Consider the following 20959-nt stretch of genomic DNA (forward strand, 5'->3'; position numbering starts at 1 on the left):
TCAGTACAACCAAACTCTTAGCATTGATAACAACTTGCCGGTGTCGATAGGTTTGGCCAGATAGTCACTGGCACCGGCTTCAATACATTTGCTCCGGTCGCCCTTCATCGCTTTTGCGGTCAGGGCAATTATCGGCAACTTATCATGCACTCTCTGCTTTCTGATTTCACGCATGGCTTCATAGCCATCCATCTTAGGCATCATAATATCCATCAGTACCAGATCGATATCCAGATTCTCTTTCAGCTTCTCCAGACTCTCGGCGCCATCACGGGCTATCACAATTTCCATTCCCTTATCGTCAAGGATACTGGAAAGCGCAAATACGTTGCGCATATCATCATCCACCAACAGAACTTTTTTGCCCTGAAGTACGGATTCTTTATCATGCACAGCCTGAAGCATGGCCTGCTGTTCAACCGGCAGATTCGCCTCTACCCTGTGCAGGAACAGAGCAGATTCATCCAGCAGGCGTTCCGGAGATTTCACCCCTTTGATGATAATACTCTCGGCATACTGGTTAAGATCTTTCTCTTCATCCTGAGTCAGCTCGCGTCCGGTATAGACGATAATTGGCACCCTGGCCGCTTTTTCACTGCGTCTGATTTTCTCCAGAAGATCAAAGCCGGTCATATCCTCAAGGCCAAGATCGAGAATCATACAGTCGTAAGGTTTGCTCTCCAGCTCCTTAAGCGCCGCTCTGCCGGTGGAAACCGCAGAAATAACGATATCGCCATCTCCCACCAGCTCACAGATACTGTCACGCTGAATCTCATCATCTTCCACCACAAGCAGGCGTTTCACCGGCTTGGAGATAATATCCTCAATGTTGCCAAAGGCCTTTTCCATCTTTTTCACATCAACCGGCTTGGTCAGATAGCCGATGGCTCCCATGCGCATGGCATCCAGGTTTTCATCACTGGCTGACATAAAGTGCACCGGAATATGGCGCAGATCCGGGTTCTCTTTCAGACGTTCCATCACTGTCCAGCCATCAATACCAGGCAGGCCAATATCCAGAATAATGGCACTTGGTTTGTAATAATCGGCAAAGTGAAGTCCGGTTTCTCCGGTTTCAGCAACGATACACTTAAAGCCGCGTTCACGGCCAAAGTCGCGCATGACTCCGGCAAAAGCTCTGTCATCTTCGATAATCAGCAGCGTTCTGTCTTCCGGAACTATGGACTGCCTGTCATCTTCCACATAACTGTCTTCTTTTGGTTTTACCACCGCAGTTGGTCTGGCAATTTGCGGCTCCGGCTTAGGTTCCGGATCTTTTACTGTCTCAACAGGCGGAGTTTCAACCTTCACTTCCTGAGGTTTTTCTGCCATTACCGAAGGTTTAATCGGCGCTTCTTCCGCATCCTGTTTAGCTTCATAGCTAACCGGCAGAACCACGGTAAAGGTGCTTCCCTCACCCTCTTTACTCTTAAGCAGGATCTCCCCGCCAAGCAGGTGTGTCAGTTCTTTAGAGATAGAAAGGCCAAGTCCGGTACCGCCATACTTACGGCTGGTACTGCCGTCTGCCTGCTGGAATGCCTGGAAGATAGCGGCCTGCTGCTCTTCCTTGATGCCGATACCGTCATCTTTCACATGGAATGCCAGCAGCTCTTCCCTTGGTTTGTTCAGACGCATGGCCATCTCAGGGGTTGGCATGGACATATTCAGGGTTACCGAACCTTCATGAGTAAACTTGAAGGCGTTGGTCAGCAGGTTACGCAGCACCTGTTGCAGGCGCTGAGAATCGGTCTGAATGCTCTTAGGAACATTGCCTGCACGGATAATCTGAAAATCCAGCCCCTTCTCTTCCGCAATATCTTTGTACAGACGGGTGATATCCGCATCGATTGAGTCCAGGCCCACATCTTCAATATGCAGTTCAATCTTACCGGCCTCGACTTTAGACAGATCCAGGATTTCATTAATCAGAGACAAAAGATCCGAACCGGATGAGTTGATCGCTTTTGCTGATTCAATCTGCTTATCCGACAGATTGCCGTCCTTGTTGCCTGAAAGCAGCTGCGACAGAATAAGAATACTGTTAAGCGGCGTACGCAGCTCATGGGACATATTGGCCAGAAACTCAGATTTGTATTTACTGGCGATCTCCAGCTCTTTGGCTTTGTCCTCAACCACCTGACGAGCTAAATGCAGTTCATCGTTTTTCTCCTGCATACCGATCTTCTGATCTTCCAGCGCTTTGGTGCGCTCTTCCAGCTCTTCGTTGGTGACCCGCAGCTCTTCCTGCTGGGCCTGCAACTCAGCTTCCGACTCTTTCAGAACCTTGGTCTGCTCTTCCAGCTCTTCGTTGGTCACCCGCAACTCTTCCTGCTGGGTCTGAAGTGCCTGCTCTGATTTTTTCAGCGCATCGGTTTGTGCTTCCAGTTCTTTGTTTGCATCCAGCAGGCTTTCCTGCTGCTGCTGAGCCTGTTGCAGAAGTTTTTCGATAATCTGACGGGCATTGGCTGCGTTAAACAGCACAGCTGCATTAGCTACTACCTCTTCAACAAACTTACGCTGCAATGGTGTAAAATGCTGCTGAGAGCCTAACAGAATAGCTCCCAGAAGATGTCCGTCCACCATCAGCGGTATGGACATAAAGTGACTGGGGATAACCTCTCCGCTGCCATAATTCAGTGCCGGGGCATCCCTGGTCACATTGTTAAAGACAATAACTTCCTGCTCCAGAGCAGACTGGCCGACTATGCCCTCTCCCAGCTTAATGCGGTTGAAGTTACCTTCCCGGTCAACAAAGGCGTAGCTGGACTGAAGATTAAGCAGCTTCTCTTCTTCATCGAACAGATACAGAACACCCAACTGAACGCCCATATGTTTAGTGAAGAAGGTAATAAAGCGGCGCGAGATCTCATCAACCTCAAGGTCGCCACGCAGTTGATCGTCCAGATTCTCTTTACCGGACTGAATCCAGTCCATATCACGGAGCTGCCCCGCCATATCATTCAGAGCAGAACCAAGAGAGCCAACCTCATCCTTACGGTCGAGTTCAAGGCTTGCATCAAGCTTGCCCTGAGAAATATCCTTGGCAAAGCTCATTCCCTGAACCAGAGGATCAACAATTGAGCGGGCCAGACCACGGGCAACAAAGGCAACAAAAAGGATCATTATCAGAGAAGCGCCTAAAACGGTCTCATAGATAGTGCGAATTGGTGCTGTAACTTCGTCCTGATTGATCTTGGAGATCAGATACCAGTCATAGCCGGGAATATTTACTTTATCAAAGGTGACAAGCACCTGATTTCCCGCACTATCGGTATAAACTGACTGACCACCTTCCAGACCTGCCGTTTGCGCATCGACCCAGTAGTCAAGCGTTCTGTCCAGCTGGTAACCGACCACATAACGCCCACTGCCCATGGTGACAAGATCGCTTCGGAACTCAAACTGCTTCTGTTCGTTCACCCCAATCAGATAAGACTCGCCGGTCTCCCCCATACCAACACGGGAGCCGACAATTTTAGAGATCAGCTTAGGCGTTACTTTCAGCACCAGTACGCCATTAAGGTTGCCCTGCGAATCTCTGACCGGGCTGGACAGATAAGCTATATAGCCTTCCTGACCATCGTTCTGCTCGGCAAAGTCTGTAAAGGATGGCATTTCTGACCGGACAGCAGCCTGCCAGGCTTTCACCAGAGCTTCGTCATTACTCTGACCTGAACGCATCTTCTCCCCTTCTCTCTCTCTTTCATTCAGAGAGTAGAGAATTTCACCATCCCCGGAATCAAGTATAAGCAGGTCGCTAAACTCGTAATCTCCGATAAACCCTTTAATAGCGTTGCGGAAATGCCCCTTCTCAAGCTCCAGGCCGGTTTTATCTTTGCTCAGTAGCATCTTAGTTAAACGCTCTGCCCGCTCTCCGGAGGCAATGGTCCGGATATCAATCAGCTTTTCATGAAAGAAGTCTTCAATTGAAGCCCGCCGAAGAGACTGAATGGCATGAAGCTTGTCGAAGGAGTTTTCAACAAGCGATTTAGACGCAAGCTGGCTGGCAAAGATCGCCGCAGCCAGCATTGGCAGAACACCAAAAATAACCAAGAGAGAGATCAATTTGGGTCTCATCTTGATATCAGAAAATTTAATCATGAGTAGACTCAACTAATTAAGCGCAATGTTATTGAGTTTATAATGATTAGATTTTCCTAATCAATACCTTAATCGGTATAAAAATAAACAGCCTGGTGTTTATTGACCGCCGTCATACGAATCATTGTTTGTATTGGTATAACGGCCTTCTATCAACTACCGACAGGTTCAGGCCGCTCTAAAACCCCGGCTAAATTTGCTGTCCGGATATTGAGATCCCGCTGCGGGAAAGGAATCTCAATATTCTCTTGCCCAAAGACCTTACTGATCTGACGGTTGATCTGATCCCGCACCGATAAAATATCGTCCGGAGATGAAACAAACACACGCAGTTCCAGATCCAGTGAACTGTCACCGTGCTGCATAAACAGCACATTCGGGCGCGGGAAGTTCAGCACTTTCGGCTGATCTTTAGCAATGCCCATCAGAAGCTCTGTGACATGATCCAGATCGCTGCCATAGGCAACCCCTATACCTATCACCACCCGGTTGATGGTGTCACTGCGGGTCCAGTTGATCACTTCATTGGTGATCAGATTACGGTTAGGCACCATAACCTCCTGGCGATCAAAGTTCACTATAGTCGTCGCCCGGATATTGATATGACTTACCGTACCGGTCAGATCCCCGATTGTGATGGTGTCCCCCGGTTTAACAGGGCGCTCTGCTAAAAGGATCAGGCCGCTGACAAAGTTCGAGACAATCTCCTGCAGGCCGAACCCCAGCCCCACACCGATAGCAGCCATCAGCCAGCCAAGCTTGGCTATGTCCAGATGCAGCTCTGAGATAATATAGATAACGCCGACTAAAAACAGACCATAGCGTGAGATTGTGGTGACAGCATATTTTACCCCGACATCCGCTCCCCAGTGCGGGAACAGCCAGACGTTCATAAATCCCGCCAGATTACGCATCGCCCAGAAGACAACAAACACAGACACAATACTACGCACATAACTGCCCAGAGTGACAAATTCAGGCTCCGCTCCGGTGATCTGCACCTTATAAAGCTGGATATCATCGAGAGTGAGTAAAGCCTGTTCATCCACACCCCAGATCCGTAACAGGATAAGCGCCCCCAGTACAATGGCGACAAACTTAAAGATCCGCACCGTATTATTTTTCTGCTCAGCCTTATCAACCGGCTCGGTTTCCGCAGTAGCCGCTTTCCTCACCCGCTGCTCAACAAATCTGACAAAGTTCTGGCGGACAAGCCGGTAGAGCGGCGGGAACAGGGCAAACAGCAGCAGAGTACCGGCCAGGCGGTAAACTATCGACTGTGAGGCATACTGATAACCGGCGGCACTCAGCACAATGGTAGAGAAAGCCACAAGTACCAGCAGACGGGAAACTAAAACCCAGCCAGTGGTTACGCGCTCCACATTCAGAGCTTTAAGCTGATGCTGCACAAAGTCAGACTGCGGCCGGGTCAGGCGGTATACCGACACAGTGGTAAGAATTAAGAACAGCAGACTGAAAAACTGCGGCAAAGCGTGATTGTTAAATGGAGCAGCAGTTAAAACAACGGCAGGCAACAGCAGCAGGTAACCAACCAAAAACCAGCGAAATCCCGAATAGAGTCTGTTCGCCACATTGCGCGGTAAATCAAACTGCACTTCGGTAATACTGCGCCCGGCAAAAAAGGAGCGGCTGAAAAACCAGAGAAGGAAAAACAGCGCAAGATGATCAAATACCTTGCTGGAAACCAGATTAAGATCGGCCGGCAGTCGGGCCACTTCAGCCAGACGGGCGATCACAAAAAAGTAAGCAGGAAGCAGTGCCGCACTGAGGAAACCGGTAATCAGCACAAATACCGCCAGATAGACCAGCTTACCTTCGCTCTGAACCCTGTCATTAATCCGTACACTCAGACCACGCAGATAGCGGCGCAGCAGATACAGGATAACCGGCAGAACTAAAAACAGAGCGAGCATATAGAGCATGCTCTGCGTTGTTTTTACTCCCTCGCTTAATTGTTCCCTGCTGCGGGCGGAAATGAGATCTTTCAGCCAGTCAAAGTTTTTCTTCAGATCAGACGGAACACTGGACAGCATCTGCAGACTTAGCGGCTTACTGTCACGAATCCAGAATGAGGAGCTCTGAACAAAGCGCTCAAACTCTTCAAGCTTAGTCAGTCTCTGCTCCGTGGCTACGGCCAGCTTCTGACCATAGCTGATAACCTCTGTCAGCGCCGCCTTTTCATCACGCAGTATATTTCTGTACTCCAGCAATAACCCCTTACCCGACGCTTTAAAGGCGGCCTGTTGTGACTCTTCCAGTTCACTGAGCACTTCCTGCTGCTGCTTTTCAAACTCATCGGTAAGCCCATAGAGAATATCGGCTATAGCGAAACTCCGCTCACGGTACTCGCTCACCCTGGTAAACATCTCGTCTCTTAACAGTGAACGCAGGAGATCACTATGCTGCTGCAGTTGCTGCAATGAGCGTTTTATCCGGTCGGAGGCATCATAATTGTCCTGACCGGAAAGCAGGTTTTTAATGGTAATAAACTCATCGTTTTCCAGTGCCAGCCACTTTTCCTGTTCTGTAGTCTCTTTAGTCAGGGTCACGGCCATCGCCTGATATTCGCTGATGTTTTTCTGAGATCGCGCTATCGCGGCTTCCCAGCCAGCAATAAAACGTTTATCCGGCTCTTTGGCCTCCTGGGCGGTACGCTCTTTTTCCAGCAACTCCTCTTCAGCCTGTTTTGCCTGCTCCGCTAACTCCTGCTCCAGAGCCTGGTGATAGGCTTCCAGCTGCGCCTCCAGTTTCGCTATCTCAATCTCGATCACTTCCAGCTCAACCTGAACCAGAGGTTCATTATTGCGATACCACTGACGACGGGCTTCAAAAAGAGTTTCTGACTGTTTTGCGATGAATTTGTCGATTTGGGTGTTTTCTATCTGCTTATCCACCAGCGCCAGTGCCGTCTGGCTCTGCTCATCCGCTTTGGACTTGGTAAGCATGGACTCACGCTGCTCAGCCTCCTGAAAACGGGTATTGGCAGCCTGCAGGTAGCCTGATAACTCATCCTCCAGCTTCTGCTGCTGAAGCTGTTGATTAACCAGACCGGTTTTCTTCTCCCTTGCCTGATTTAGCTGATTTTCCAGTGCAGTAAGATCAATACTGGCAGGATCCACAATTTCAGGCTCAGAATCGGGGTCTTCAGCAGGAATGGCGGAAAGCTCAGCAAGCCTGACTTTGGCTTTTTCAATGGCAGCACTATTATCCGTTTCCTGCTCTGTCAGCTGGTTCAGCGAATCCTTCTGACTGATCAACTCTTCCAGCAAACTGAGCTGTTTTTGCAGTGTGACTTTATTCTGCTGGTCCTGCTCACTCGCCTCTGCACCTTCTGGAATACCGGCCAGTGATTGCTTCAGCTCTTCCAGCTTCTGATTCAACTGCTCGCTACCAAGCTGAGCAATACCATTTGAATGAGCTGACTCCGTCTCTTCCGCAGCCAACAGCGAAAAAGAGGTAAGACTAAAAAAGATAAATAAACAGGAGAGTACAACCCTGAAATTTGAGTATATGGGAAATGCCCTGGAATCAGGCAGCGAATAGCAGTTATGGCCTTTGCTCATGATAGCCTCACCCGTTTCTACCGCCCCTGATAAAGTTCATAGCAATATGAAACCTGCTGCTACCCTGCACGCGATAATGTTTATTGATTTTATACAGCTTACTTTTGAGTATTGCAGGTTTTGGGGTAAAGGGTAGAAGTTCGGTAAAAATGAAAAGTGATGAAAATCGCGGTCAGATTTTGCTTCTGCAAAAAGCACAATGCCCCGCAGTTTATGCGGGGCATTGTGAATATGAATAGGTGGAATTGACCTGTAAGCCGGGTTCTGTTCCGCTTGCGCGGCGGTAGCCATTCGTCTAGGCCAGCAATCGCTCACTGGCTCGAGCAACCTACCCGCCTCCTTACGCGAGCAACGCAATGTGGAAGCCTATTTGGTCTTGCTCCGGGTGGAGTTTACCTTGCTACGAACTGTTGCCAGCCGCACGGTGCGCTCTTACCGCACCCTTTCACCCTTACCTGTACTCTTACGAGCCATCGGCGGTCTTCTCTCTGCTGCACTTGTCGTGGGCTTGCGCCCCCCAGGCGTTACCTGGCACCCTGCTCTATGGAGCCCGGACTTTCCTCCCCTCCGTCAGTCTCCCTAAGGACATCAACGAAGCAGCGACTACCCGGTCAATTCCGGCCGCGGATTATACTCGACACTCGCCTTAGTGGCAACTTTAATCCTTTTGTTTCCAGGAATAATCTTTACATAAGCTTTCAGACTTTGCGTAGATGCGGTAACTGGTTCTACGCGAAGTACTGTATTCTTTTACGCATCTTACATAGCCTGCCTGATCGACTTTGTAACCTAGGTGGATACGAGGAAAAACAGACAATACTCCTGTGGCTACACTTATCCATATAAGCACCATAAACGCATTGTGATATTTATCAGCATATTTTTCCGGGCTATCTAACGGATTAAATAACTGGTGAAAAATAATAACAACGATCCCTCCCAAGTAAAAAAAACCCGCAAATAGAAAAATATACTCTACATACGAAAGCAATTGAACGCGATCATCGAGATCTGTAAATGGCAAAAGTAAAAGCTCAACTACCCCTGTCCAAGCCATAAACATAAAAAGCAGGCCAAAAAATGCTATAGAGGCAACTCTAGTGATCATAAACACTCCTCCTTGAGCTTATGAATCAGTTCATCAGAAATACCATAGCTTTTATCAAAATAGTCCAAGCCGACACTCGTAAAAAATGAAGCAACCGCGAATGCTCCCCCTATAGCAACCAGAGAAGCAGATAGTGCCCCAACAATAATTACAGCGACAGTTCCAACCCCAGTAGCAATCATGCCCTTAACAATATAAATTCCTGAATGCCCAACCAAATCAACCATAGTTTTTTCATCATGAACAATCGCATCAACAGCATTAATGGCAACTGCAAAAGTGATATCGACAACCAGGTTAACTTTTAACGCTTTCCTCGCCATATTTTTTGCGTAATTTTTAGTTCCCAGCCCCAGTTGAACCACCTGAGGATTATTAGCCCTCCAGCGATTCCCTTTAGTCAAAGTTTTAAGGTGCTTTTTATAGCCTTTAATGATGACATATTCTTTTCCATTTACTGTCCTGGTATAAGCTTTAACCCCGATCCCTCCAAGCCCTTTTGCAAGGGTATAAGCATCCTGAGCATTGCCTGCGCCATCCCAGACTTTCTTAAAGTCATCTAACTTGCCTTTACCATTTTGCTCTTTCCAAAAGTTCTCTGAAAACTCATAAGCCTCTTCAAGCGACATTACAGCTAAATCAACGATATTTTGAGTGAACTCAACTTCGATTTCTTCGCCTTTTGTGAAATCGTAAGGTGGCCAATAAGCTGACTCTGACGGAACTTGCACAACCTTAGCTGCGCCATTGAGTTCACCACTATGAGTTGCAGCACCATGCGTATCAGATAAGCCTGAAAAAGCAGCTGGCTCATATTTATCACCAATATTTACAGTTCCGCTGCCAATGGTTACGCCACCACAGCTTATGGCTCCGCCGGTGATAGCGGCTGGTTTCCCGTTGATAAATACAGTGGAAGATCCGGAAGCGACCGTTCTTCCGTGAGGGGGATGTTTGGGTTTGCTGTGTGGTGCTAAGGAATCGCCAACTCTTGCGGCTGGCATATTGTCAAAATTAACGTCAGGGGAACCGGAAGTTACCGGAGTTGCGGGAAAACCGTCATGCTCTGTGCCGGTATCTCCGACTTTTACCGCTTTGCTCATAAATGCCCTCACTGTCTTTTACAACACTGAGGGCGAGAGTACTAAGCTGTTAAAAAATAACAAATTAGCTTTTGTTAAATACGAAGAAACACTGAAAGTGTCACTCTAAATGTCATACTTCCAGAATAGCGGTTACTCCAGGTTTTCCAATCCCCACTTATAAAGCGCATTTTTCTTGAGGCCGTGCATCTCTGCCACAATCGCGGCCGCTTTTTTCAGTGGAAGTTCTTTGGTTAAAAGTTCCAGCAGTCTTAACGCTTCAGGCGAGAACTCTTCCTCGGCACTTTCTCTGTAGCCGTGAATCAGAACTACCATCTCACCTTTTTTGCGATTCTCATCTTCTTCGATCCATGGGATTAGCTCGCCCAGCGGCATTCCCTGAATGGTTTCAAAGGTTTTGGTCAGCTCTCTGGCGAGCACTACTTCTCTGTCCGGACCCAGTACTGCCAGCATATCCTTAAGAGAATCCATGATTCTGTGTGGTGACTCGTAAAATATACAGGTACGTTCTGCTTTTTCGATTTCCCGGAATTTATCCTGACGGCCTTTGCTCTTTGGCGGCAGGAAACCCTCGAAGCTAAAGCGGTCTGACGGTAAGCCGGATGCACTCAGCGCTGTAACAAAAGCACAAGCACCCGGTAGCGGCACTACCTTAACACCCGCATCACGGCACTGACTTACCAGGTGATAGCCAGGATCGCTAATCAGTGGCGTACCCGCATCGGAAACCAGAGCAATAGACTGCCCCTGAAGTAAGCGGTCGACCAGTACTTGCGCCTTCTGCTGTTCATTGTGATCATGTAAAGCAAAGGTTTTCGTTTGAATATTGAAGTGAGACAATAGCTTCCCGGTATGCCTTGTATCTTCTGCGGCGATAACGTCTACACTTGAAAGGACATCAAGCGCGCGCTGGGTTATATCTCCCAAATTCCCAATTGGAGTGGGTACAATATAGAGAGTTGGGATCTCTGACGGGGAAGTTTTGTTATCTGTCATTTGTTTACCATCACTTCAGCGATTAATATAGAGATAATTCTACACATAGTTGAAAAGAACTCATGGCTAAAAAAAACCATCAGCAAATAAGTGTATCACGCATTCTTACTCCAGTTGCACTGGCAATTACATTAGCGGCGTGTTCCTCTAAACCGCCGGCACCGGATTCCGTTGATATTACCTCAGCTCCGGATCAAAGTGTTCAGGCTTATATCATTAAAGCTGACCGCTCTCAGGGCGAGATTCAGAGTGACTGGCTAATTATGGCTCTGAAAGCCGCTATCCTTGATGGCGACACAGAGCAGGCTTCACGCATTATCGCACGTCTGGAAAAGCAGTTCCTGACCACGGAACAAAGAGCAGCCTGGATGCTGTTAAGGGCAGAAAACAATCTGATGCTGGAAAGACCGGAACTGGTACTGGAACAGCTTAATTTTGAACCCTGGTGGCAGCTAACAGATGCTCAGTGGCGTAGCTATCATTACATGCGGGCAGATGCCTTCGAAAACACAGGTGACTACTACCACGCCGTTGAAGAGCTTAACTGGCTGTTCAACCTTCCATTGGAAGTGACAGAAGAGCCGGTAGCAGAAGATGCTGAGGTAGAGCAAATCCCGGCGGAGCCTGAAATCACTCAAGAAACAGAAGAGCTAACAGCAGAGACTGAACAAGCTTTGGAAGCAGAACCTCTTCCAGAGCCAAGAGAAGGGTACGATCTTATCTCAGACCGTATCTGGGAAAACCTGTCACAACTGCTGCCTTCAGAACTAAAAGGCTATGCAGGTGAAGCTGAAGAGTGGGTAATGCAAGGCTGGCTGGAACTGGCACTTGAGGCACAAAGATACAGCGGCAACGTCCCTAAACTAAAGTCTGCCATAGAGGCATTTATCCAGTCCAAACCGGGCCACCCGGCGGCAATGTTTGTCCCGGCTGCGATTCAGGAGATCCTTGATCTTGAAATCATACAGCCTAAGAAAACGACACTTCTGCTACCTCTGACCGGTAAATTTGCTAAACAGGCTCAACTGGTACGTGACGGTTTCCTTCTGGCAATGCTGGACGATAAAGCCAGAGATGAAGATGCCATCCTGTCTGTTATCGATACAAACAGATACAGCATGGAAGAGATCGATGCGAAGCTGGCCGAAGAGCAAAGCGACTTTATTGTCGGTCCGCTGGTTAAATCAAACATAGAAAAGATGCAGCAACTGCAGAGCCAGAAAGCGGCTTCAACGCCTATGCTGGCGTTAAACCTGCCAAATGAGCTGGATACTTCAGCAGGCACTTGTTATCTGACGCTCTCCCCTGAGCAGGAAGTGACTCAGGCGGCTGAGTATCTGACAGAAAAAGGCTTCAAATACCCGTTGATTCTGGCTCCGCAGGGGCCTCTGGGCGAACGGGTAACCGATGCCTTTACCACTGAATGGAAAAAGAAAAACATCACGGATGTTGAAGTCGCCCTGTTCGGTACTAAGGCACAGCTTCAGCAGACTATCGATAAGGTATTTGGCCTGAAAGAGAGCCAGTCCCGGATCGTTCAGATGGATAACCTGCTGGGTATCGAGAGCGAAAATCAGGCTCGCAGCCGCAGAGATATAGATTCGGTTTATATTGTTGCGAAAAGATCTGAGCTAACGCTGATCAAACCATTTATCGATGTAGCGATAAACCCGGAAGCTCAGCCTCCGAAGCTGTTTTCTAACTCCATGAGCAACACAGGTGGCAAGCGTCAGTTTGAAGATCTCTCCGGCGTTATTTTCAGTGATATTCCGTTGCTGTTAAATGAAGATCAACTGCTGAACGCACAGCTAAATGATCTGTGGCCGGATCAGAGTAATGCTCAGAAACGCCTTCAGGCACTGGGTATGGACGCTTATGATCTGATCAGAGAGCTACCTAAGATGAAGGTGGTTCCTGGCTATCAGCTAAGCGGTCAGACAGGCGTCCTAAGCCTGGGCGAGCAGTGTATCATTCAGCGGGAAATCAGCTGGGCTGAGCACGATGCTCCGGAAGAATAAGCGACAAATAGGTGAACATTATGAAGCCCTGGCAAAAGAGCATATGCTTGCCCGGGGCCTCTCTTTTATCGATCAAAACTACAATACCAAACTGGGTGAAATAGATTTGATCATGAAAGATGGTTCTGCCATCGTCTTTGTCGAAGTAAAATACCGAAAAACAGACGGATTTGGCAACGCTGCTGAGTTTGTGAATCACCGCAAAGCCACGCGGCTGATACGAACGGTCAATATCTGGCTAAAAAGTCACGGGCTCTCTCCGCACACAACCGAATTCCGCATCGATGTTATTGCCGTTCATGCCAGCGGTGGTAACATCAACTGGATTAAGAACGCGATAACCGAAGGATAATCATGCAAGAACGCATAAAAGCGAGCTTTACCGAAAGCATTCAAATTCAAATTGCTGCCGCAGAAGCACTACCGGATGCAATCACCCACGCAGCACAGGCAATGGTCACCAGTCTTCTTAACGGCAATAAAATTATCTGCTGTGGTAATGGTGGCTCAGCGGCTAACGGCCAGCAGTTTGTCTCCTGCCTGTTAAACCGGTTTGAAACCGAAAGGCCAAGCCTGCCGGCAATGTCACTAAACAGTGACACCACCACAGTAACCGCTGTAGCTAACGACTACCACTATCAGGAAGTATTCTCAAAACAGGTACGCGCTTTAGGCCAGGCAGGTGATATATTACTTGCCATATCCACCAGTGGTAACAGTAAAAACGTGGTAAAGGCGATGGAAGCGGCGGTAACCCGTGATATGACCATCATTGCCCTTACCGGTATGGATGGTGGTGAAATGGCAGGGCTTTTAGGTGAGCATGATGTCGAAATACGCATTCCTTCTCACCGCACAGCAAGAATCCATGAAGTTCATATGCTGACTCTGCACTGTCTTTGTGACCTGATCGATCAGGTGCTTTTCCCTTCTCATGAAGAGTAAGTGTTTATGAAAATTCTACGTTCAGTTTTAGTTGCACTCTTGCTTCTGAACCTTTCAGGTTGCGCAGGTGTCTTGGTTGCAGGAGCGGCAACCGGTGTAGCCGTGGTAACCGATCCCCGCTCGACCAAAGAAATTCTTAAAGATAACGAGATATCTCTGAATGCAACCGCTTTTGGTAACAAGGCTCCTTTTCAGTTTAATGCCAGGGTTTCAGCAAACACTTTCAGAGGAGAGGTTCTGCTGATGGGACAGGCTGTCAGTCAGAGCTACAAAGATCAGCTTACAGAGAAAGTTCGCAGGATTAATGGTGTTAAGGCTGTCTATAACGAAATGAGAGTCCGGCCGCTGTTAAATGTCGGTGATATAAGCAAAGATACCTGGATAACCACCAAAGTGAAGTCTGCGCTTGTTGCTAACGAACAGCTCAGGATGGTAAAAGTGACGGTTTATACCGAAGACGGCGAAGTCTTCCTGGTTGGCGCACTTTCCCGGACTAATGCCGACCTGGCAATAGATATCGCGAGAAATATTTCCGGAGTCAGGCAGGTCATTACCTCTTTCTATTACGGAGAGCTGCCTGCAGTGGCAGAAAAAGAGCCTGAGTCAAAACCTGCGCCGACTAAGGCTCTGTCCCACTCATCAGTCGCGGCTAGTGAGCCGGTTTCTAATCAGGAACAGGTCGCTTCTACTGAGACCATTCCTTATATAGAGCCAATCGAAGAACCGTTAGGTGAAGATGACTTATAAAGAAACATAAAGCCCAGACGTAAAAAAAGCAGCTAAGTCAGCTGCTTTTTTATTATACCAATACCAGTAATTAACTGTTCAGTGATTGCTGGAATTGGTATTACTTTATCACCCGAAGACTCGGCCTGCCTTTCGGCTTTGGTGGCTCATCATCCGGTGTCGGTTCATCATCGATACTGTCAACAACTGTCAGTTCGTCTGCTGAGTCTGCCTCCATGATCGCACCTTCATAGGCCTCTTCAGGCTCAAACATAGTGCCTGCTCCGTTTTCACGGGCATAGATTGCCTGAACAGCATACAGAGGAACGATAACAGAGTGTGGACGACCACCAAAACGAGCATTAAAGGTAATCGCCTCATTGCCCATTTCAAGGTTGCCGACAGCACGAGGAGCAACATTAAGAATAATCTGACCATCCTGAATAAAATCCACCGGGACACGAACACCAACCAATGTGGCATCAACAACCAGATGAGGAGTCAGGTCATTATCAACTAACCAATCGTAAAACGCCCTTAGCAAATAAGGGCGACGTGGTTTCATTGCTTCAATTTCCATGAATTAGCGTACCAGACGCATCTCACGTTCCGCTTCTGTCAGAGAAGCCAGGAATGAGTCACGTTCGAATACACGGTTCATATAGACTTTCAGCTCTTTTGAACCAGGACCTGTCAGTTCGATACCCAGTACAGGCAGACGCCAAAGCAGCGGAGCCAGGTAGCAGTCAATCAGGCTAAACTCTTCGCTCATAAAGTACTCAAACTCAGCAAATACAGGAGCCAGAGTAAGAAGATCGTTGCGAAGCTTTTGACGAGCCTGCTCAGACTCTTCCGCGTTACCTTCCATTACTTTGCGAGCCAGTGAATACCAGTTACGCTCAATACGGTAGATCATCAGACGAGTGTTACCACGTGCAACAGGATATACAGGCATCAGTGGTGGGTGAGGAAAACGCTCGTCCAGGTACTCCATGATGATTTTAGAATCATACAGTGCCAGTTCACGGTCAATCAGAGTAGGTACTGACTTATAAGGGTTTAGCTCAACAAGTTCGTTTGGCAGATTGGCTTCATCAACCAATTCAACTTCAACACTTACCCCTTTTTCCGCAAGAACGATACGTACCTGATGACTGTACAAGTCAGAGGCACTTGAAAAAAGAGTCATTACAGAACGTTTATTGGCAGCAACAGCCATTGAGCCCTCCAGAACACTTACAAACAAAAACAATGGAGGCGGACCGCCTCCATTGAAAACAAATTAGCGAAGTATTGTAGCATATTTAATGTACATCACGCCAATACTCTTTCTTAAGCAGAACAACAACGATAGTAAACAGAACAAGGAATGCCATAGCCCACCATCCCATACGCTCTCTTTCTAGCTTCATTGGCTCGCCAGAGTACTCAAGGAAGTTAACCAAATCGCGAATCGCAGCGTCATATTCGCCATCACTCAGCTCACCTCTGCCGTCGGACTGAACACCAACCACAACCTGCTTCTCTTCGCCGTTTACAGTCTGAGTTTCGGTGACCGGACCTGGCAGGCCCTGCAACTCTTCAAGGACATGCGGCATGCCCACACTTGGGAATACAACATTGTTGACTCCAAACGGGCGCGAAGGGTCGGCATAAAAAGAGCGGAGATAGGTATAAAGCCAGTCCGTTCCTCTTACTCTGGAAACCAGCGTCAAATCAGGTGGCGGCGCACCAAACCATTTAGCAGCCTGTTTCTCAGGAATGGCATTTTCCATCAGCTGACCAATCTTATCATTCGGGTCAAAAACAAGATGTTCCTTCATCAGATCCAGCGGAATGTCCAGATCTTCAGCCACACGCTGAAAACGCTGATATTTTGTCGAATGACAGCCAAAGCAGTAGTTCATAAACAACTTGGCGCCGTTTTGCAGTGATGCCTTATCTGACAGGTCGTTATTCGGTTCATCTAAGTGAACACTGCTTCCTCCAGCAGCAAAAACCAGAGCCGGGAACATTATAAAAAAGGCAGAAATCCATTTTCTCATTTGTACGTCACCCTCTCTGGTAATGGCTTAGTTGCTTCATTTTTACTGTAGAAGAACAGGAGCACAAAGAACATGAAATAACCCAGGCTGAATATTCTGGCCAGAAGCGTGTAAAGATCGGTCGCAGGAAGCGCCCCTAAGATACCCAGGGCAACAAAGCTAACCGTAAACTGAGCAATATTTATCAGGTGGAATTTGCTCCGGTAACGGTAGGAACGCACTTTACAGCGATCCAGCCACGGCAGCACAAACAGCACAGCGATTGCGCCCCCCATTGCCACCACACCCAGCAACTTATCCGGCACTGCACGGAGAATCGCGTAGAAGGGAGTAAAGTACCAGACCGGCGCAATATGCTCAGGCGTCTTCAGCGGGTTTGCTGCCTCAAAGTTAGGCGGCTCAAGGAAGTAACCTCCCATCTCAGGATTGAAGAACAACACATAACAGAAGAAGAACAGGAATCCGGCAACACCGACAAGATCCTTAACCGTCCCGTATGGATGGAAAGGAATGGAATCAATAATGTCGTACTTCTTCTCATAATATTCATGGAACTTAAACTGACTCTTATATCCCTCTCCCTTAGAGCCTTTGGCAAGCTTGGTATCAATACCGTCAGGGTTATTTGAGCCCACTTCATGCAGCGCCAGAATATGCAGCACAACCAGAAGCAAAAGCACCAGCGGCAGAGCAATAACATGCAGCGCAAAGAAGCGGTTTAGTGTTGCGCCGGAGATCACATAGTCACCCCGGATCCAGAGGGTCAGATCATCGCCTATCACAGGTATGGCACCAAACAGCGAGATGATTACCTGGGCTCCCCAGTAAGACATCTGTCCCCATGGAAGCAGATAGCCCATAAAGGCTTCAGCCATCAGGATCAGGAAGATCAACATACCGAAGATCCACACCAGCTCGCGTGGTTTCTGGTAAGAACCATAAATAAGCCCGCGGAACATATGCAGATAGACAACCACAAAGAAAGCGGAGGCGCCGGTAGAGTGCATATAACGCAGCAACCAGCCGTATTCCACATCACGCATAATATATTCTATTGATGCAAAAGCACCGTCGCCCGAGGGCTCGTAGCTCATGGTCAGCCAGATACCGGTAACCAGTTGGTTAACCAGAACCAGCATAGCCAGCGAGCCGAACAGATACCAAAAGTTAAAGTTCTTCGGCATCGGATACTCTGATAAATGCTTCTTGTAGGCATTCATCATGGGCAAGCGTTTTTCAAGCCAATCCATTAATCCCTGCATCAGGCTTCTCCCTCTTCATCCACACCGATAATAATCCTGTTATCGCTCAGATACATATGTCTTGGTATCACAAGGTTGTATGGTGCTGGTACACCGGAGAAAACCCGGCCGGCCATATCAAACTTAGAACCATGGCAGGGGCAGAAAAAGCCGGACTTAACACCCTGAACCTGATCACCAAAACTGTCTGGTAAATAGGTAGGCGAACAGCCAAGGTGGGTACAGATGCCGACGGCGACAAAATATTCAGGCTTGATAGAACGGTGGGCATTCTGCGCATAAAGGGGTTGTTGCTCAACACTTGAACCCGGGTCAGCCAATTGTCCATCAATATCTTTCAGGCTGTTTACAATTGATTCCGGGCGTCTGACCACCCAAACGGGTTTGCCGCGCCACTCCACGCGCACCATCTGCCCTTCTTCCAGCTTACCGATATCTACTTCAACGGGCGCACCAGCCGCTTTGGCTTTTGCGCTGGGATTCCAGGACTTGATAAAAGGAACAGCCACAGTAACGGCTCCCAAACCACCGACAACGGCTGTTGTCGCGGTAAGAAAACGCCTGCGTCCGCTGTTTAAAGGCGTATCGCTCATCCAACATTTCTCCTGTTTACTCCGTATCCAGGATATTGCTGTTGTTACGGAGTCTTCCGGCTGACAAAGATAGTTATTTTATTATTGCCGAAAATATTAAGAGAAAAATCACTTTTTGTTAACATTGTTATTACAAAAGCTTTTACAAGCTCACAAAAAACAAAAAGCCCGGCATATAGCCGAGCTTTGAACCACAATCCGGTAAAAACCGGAGCGAACTTTTCCGGAAGGAAAAATTAACGCTTAGAGAATTGTGGACGACGACGTGCTTTACGTAGACCAACTTTCTTACGTTCAACGCGACGAGCGTCACGAGTAACGTAGCCAGCTGCACGTAGAGCAGGACGTAGAGACTCATCGTACTCCATAAGAGCGCGAGTGATACCGTGACGGATAGCACCAGCTTGACCAGAGATACCACCACCTTTAACAGTGATGTATAGGTCTAGCTTCTCAGTCATTTCAACTAGCTCTAGTGGCTGACGAACAACCATGCGAGAAGTTTCACGACCGAAGTATACGTCTAGGTCACGCTTGTTGATTACGATGTTACCGCTGCCTGGTTTGATGAAAACACGAGCAGCTGAGCTTTTGCGACGGCCAGTGCCGTAGTATTGATTCTCTGCCATTTTCATAATCCCCAATTAGATGTCTAGTACTTGTGGTTGTTGAGCAGCGTGGTTGTGCTCAGCGCCAGCGTAAACTTTTAGCTTACGGTACATAGCACGGCCTAGAGGACCACGTGGTAGCATACCTTTAACAGCTAGTTCGATTACCATCTCTGGCTTCTTGTCGATCAGCTTGTCAAAAGTGATAGACTTAAGGCCACCTGGGAATTCAGAGTGACGGTAGTAAGTTTTAGCTGCAGCTTTGTTACCTGTTACAGCAACTTTCTCAGCGTTAACAACGATGATGTAATCACCAGTATCAACGTGAGGAGTGTATTCAGCTTTATGCTTGCCACGTAGGCGAGATGCAATTTCACTTGCAAGACGACCAAGAGTTTTACCTTCAGCGTCTACAACGTACCAGTCACGTTTTACAGTTTCTGGTTTAGCAACGAAAGTTTTCATGCTAACAATAACCCGTTAATTTATAAATTTTACACTTAAGGAGTATTTCTACTCCCACTGTCTAAGAGCCCCAGACATCACCCCTTCGAGTGGATGGCACTCTCGCCTCATAAGAGACTGCAGTAACGGTGGGTCGCAGGATTATAGAGAAGTGTGGGGAAAAAATCATCTGTTTTTTGGTTTTTTTTTAGGGCTATAGGGTTATGGGGACGGGCTTCGCCCTTAGGGGGTATAGGGAACACCCAAATCAACGCCCCATAGCCCCATAGCCCCATAGCCCAAAATCCTAAACCAAATGCTCTTTAGCAAGATATTCCCTCCCCTGCATCTCCACCAACCTGGACAAGCAACGCCTGAACTCAAACTCCAGCGATCCGCCGGCGTATAACTCTTCCATTCCGACTTCAGCAGAAATAATCAGCTTTATATTACGTTCGTAGAACTCATCAATCAGGGCGATAAATCTTCTGGCGGCGTCGTCTGTGGTGGCGTCCATCTGGATGACTCCTGCGAGCAATACTGTGTGGTAGATGCGGGATATCTCGATATAGTCATTCTGGCTGCGTGCCGACTGACAGAGCTGTTCAAAGCTTGCGTACAGCACGCCATCACAGGCTTTTATCACCGGGACTTTCCTGTGGTTAATCTCAACTTCGCTTGCCACCACATGATAGTCAGCGGTTAGTTGAGCATAGTATTTATTGAGATTATCCGTTGCCGCCTGATCCAGAGGGAAGTGATAGATCTCAGCTTTTTCCAGAGTTCTTAGTCTGTAATCAATACCGCTATCGACATTGACCACTTCACAATGCTTTTTGATTAGTTCGATGGCAGGAAGAAAACGCGCCCTTTGAAGACCATTCCGGTAAAGCTCATCCGGGGGGATATTTGAAGTGGCAACCAGCACAATGCCACGCTCAAAAAGCGCCTGAAACAGGGTACCTAAAATCATGGCATCGGTAATATCCGAAACGAAAAACTCATCAAAGCAGATGATGTCAAATTCACGCTTAAAGTTATCAGCCACTTTTTTTAGTGGATCTTCCACATCACCTAACGCAGCTAACTCCTCATGAACCCAGAGCATAAAACGGTGAAAGTGAACCCGGAAAGCGCGGGGTGTTGTTAGCGAGTCATAGAAGGTATCCATAAGATAAGTCTTGCCACGCCCTACTCCTCCCCAAAGATAAAGTCCCCTGGGCATCGGATTCTGTTTTGGCTTAACTCTCATCAGGCGCTCAAACAGGCTCAGCTCCGGTGTTTGCAGTGATTCATAATGAACAAGTTCACTATGTAGTTTATCCAGCTGAAGTACGGCATTTCTCTGAGCTGCATCTTCCTGAAATGCCAGCTCCTTAATATCTGTCTGATACTTTTGTAATGGTGTCATCCAACTTATCCGGAA

At 47.9% G+C, this 20959-nt stretch carries 16 protein-coding genes, 1 other RNA gene and 1 pseudogene; 4 read left to right on the top strand and 14 right to left on the bottom strand.

Going from position 1 to position 20959, the window contains the following annotated elements; translation table 11 throughout:
• The 6 genes from L3Q72_RS12515 to rsmI form a co-directional block, all read right to left on the bottom strand.
• The gene (locus L3Q72_RS12515; protein WP_275130274.1) at positions 1-4101 is read right to left on the bottom strand and encodes a response regulator; all 4101 of its coding nucleotides are present in this window, start codon (positions 4099-4101) and stop codon (positions 1-3) included.
• A 152-nt stretch (positions 4102-4253) separates the two neighbouring features.
• Positions 4254-7685, bottom strand: coding sequence for a mechanosensitive ion channel domain-containing protein (locus L3Q72_RS12520; RefSeq protein ID WP_275130275.1), 3432 nt, complete (start codon positions 7683-7685; stop codon positions 4254-4256).
• A gap of 237 nt (positions 7686-7922) precedes the next feature.
• Positions 7923-8304: RNase P RNA component class A (gene rnpB, locus L3Q72_RS12525), an RNA gene on the bottom strand.
• A 39-nt stretch (positions 8305-8343) separates the two neighbouring features.
• Complete coding sequence (locus L3Q72_RS12530) at positions 8344-8793, bottom strand: hypothetical protein (protein WP_275130276.1); 450 nt, start codon at positions 8791-8793, stop codon at positions 8344-8346.
• Positions 8790-9896 (bottom strand): type VI secretion system PAAR protein, encoded by a 1107-nt coding sequence (locus tag L3Q72_RS23420; protein WP_342752135.1) that lies wholly within the window; start codon positions 9894-9896, stop codon positions 8790-8792. The genes L3Q72_RS12530 and L3Q72_RS23420 overlap by 4 nt, the downstream gene beginning before the upstream one ends.
• Before the next feature lie 132 nt (positions 9897-10028).
• Complete coding sequence (gene rsmI / locus L3Q72_RS12540; RefSeq protein ID WP_275130277.1) at positions 10029-10892, bottom strand: 16S rRNA (cytidine(1402)-2'-O)-methyltransferase; 864 nt, start codon at positions 10890-10892, stop codon at positions 10029-10031.
• Between the two features lie 62 nt (positions 10893-10954).
• Between rsmI and L3Q72_RS12545 the strand changes: the two genes are divergently transcribed.
• From L3Q72_RS12545 to L3Q72_RS12560, 4 genes and pseudogenes are all read left to right on the top strand, one after another.
• The gene (locus L3Q72_RS12545; protein WP_275130278.1) at positions 10955-12910 is read left to right on the top strand and encodes a penicillin-binding protein activator; all 1956 of its coding nucleotides are present in this window, start codon (positions 10955-10957) and stop codon (positions 12908-12910) included.
• Entirely contained in the window at positions 12894-13262 is a 369-nt protein-coding gene (locus L3Q72_RS12550) for a YraN family protein (RefSeq protein ID WP_275130279.1), read from the top strand. Before L3Q72_RS12545 ends, L3Q72_RS12550 begins: the two co-directional genes overlap by 17 nt.
• Positions 13263-13264: 2 nt before the next feature.
• On the top strand, positions 13265-13855 hold the full coding sequence (locus L3Q72_RS12555) for a phosphoheptose isomerase (RefSeq protein WP_275130280.1): 591 nt from the start codon (positions 13265-13267) through the stop codon (positions 13853-13855).
• Between the two features lie 6 nt (positions 13856-13861).
• Positions 13862-14428: pseudogene (locus L3Q72_RS12560) on the top strand (BON domain-containing protein); the annotation flags it as partial.
• 274 nt (positions 14429-14702) lie between these two features.
• Here the strand turns inward: L3Q72_RS12560 and sspB are convergent.
• The 8 genes from sspB to zapE form a co-directional block, all read right to left on the bottom strand.
• Positions 14703-15161: a ClpXP protease specificity-enhancing factor gene (sspB, locus tag L3Q72_RS12565; protein ID WP_275130281.1), complete on the bottom strand. Its 459-nt coding sequence runs from the start codon at positions 15159-15161 to the stop codon at positions 14703-14705.
• A gap of 3 nt (positions 15162-15164) precedes the next feature.
• Entirely contained in the window at positions 15165-15800 is a 636-nt protein-coding gene (gene sspA / locus L3Q72_RS12570; RefSeq protein ID WP_275130282.1) for a stringent starvation protein SspA, read from the bottom strand.
• A gap of 85 nt (positions 15801-15885) precedes the next feature.
• Positions 15886-16626, bottom strand: a complete 741-nt coding sequence (locus L3Q72_RS12575; protein WP_275130283.1) for a cytochrome c1 — start codon at positions 16624-16626, stop codon at positions 15886-15888.
• Positions 16623-17888: a cytochrome bc complex cytochrome b subunit gene (locus tag L3Q72_RS12580; RefSeq protein WP_275130284.1), complete on the bottom strand. Its 1266-nt coding sequence runs from the start codon at positions 17886-17888 to the stop codon at positions 16623-16625. The genes L3Q72_RS12575 and L3Q72_RS12580 overlap by 4 nt, the downstream gene beginning before the upstream one ends.
• A complete protein-coding gene (gene petA, locus L3Q72_RS12585) occupies positions 17888-18481 on the bottom strand; it encodes a ubiquinol-cytochrome c reductase iron-sulfur subunit (RefSeq protein WP_275130285.1) in 594 nt (197 codons plus the stop codon). Before petA ends, L3Q72_RS12580 begins: the two co-directional genes overlap by 1 nt.
• A gap of 236 nt (positions 18482-18717) precedes the next feature.
• Positions 18718-19110, bottom strand: a complete 393-nt coding sequence (gene rpsI / locus L3Q72_RS12590) for a 30S ribosomal protein S9 (RefSeq protein WP_275130286.1) — start codon at positions 19108-19110, stop codon at positions 18718-18720.
• Between the two features lie 15 nt (positions 19111-19125).
• Positions 19126-19554: a 50S ribosomal protein L13 gene (gene rplM, locus L3Q72_RS12595; protein WP_275130287.1), complete on the bottom strand. Its 429-nt coding sequence runs from the start codon at positions 19552-19554 to the stop codon at positions 19126-19128.
• Positions 19555-19840: 286 nt separating this feature from the next.
• Complete coding sequence (gene zapE, locus L3Q72_RS12600; RefSeq protein WP_275130288.1) at positions 19841-20944, bottom strand: cell division protein ZapE; 1104 nt, start codon at positions 20942-20944, stop codon at positions 19841-19843.
• Positions 20945-20959: the final 15 nt, after the last annotated feature.

Origin of the sequence: Vibrio sp. JC009 (assembly GCF_029016485.1) — a bacterium.
Taxonomy (GTDB): Bacteria; Pseudomonadota; Gammaproteobacteria; order Enterobacterales; family Vibrionaceae; genus Vibrio.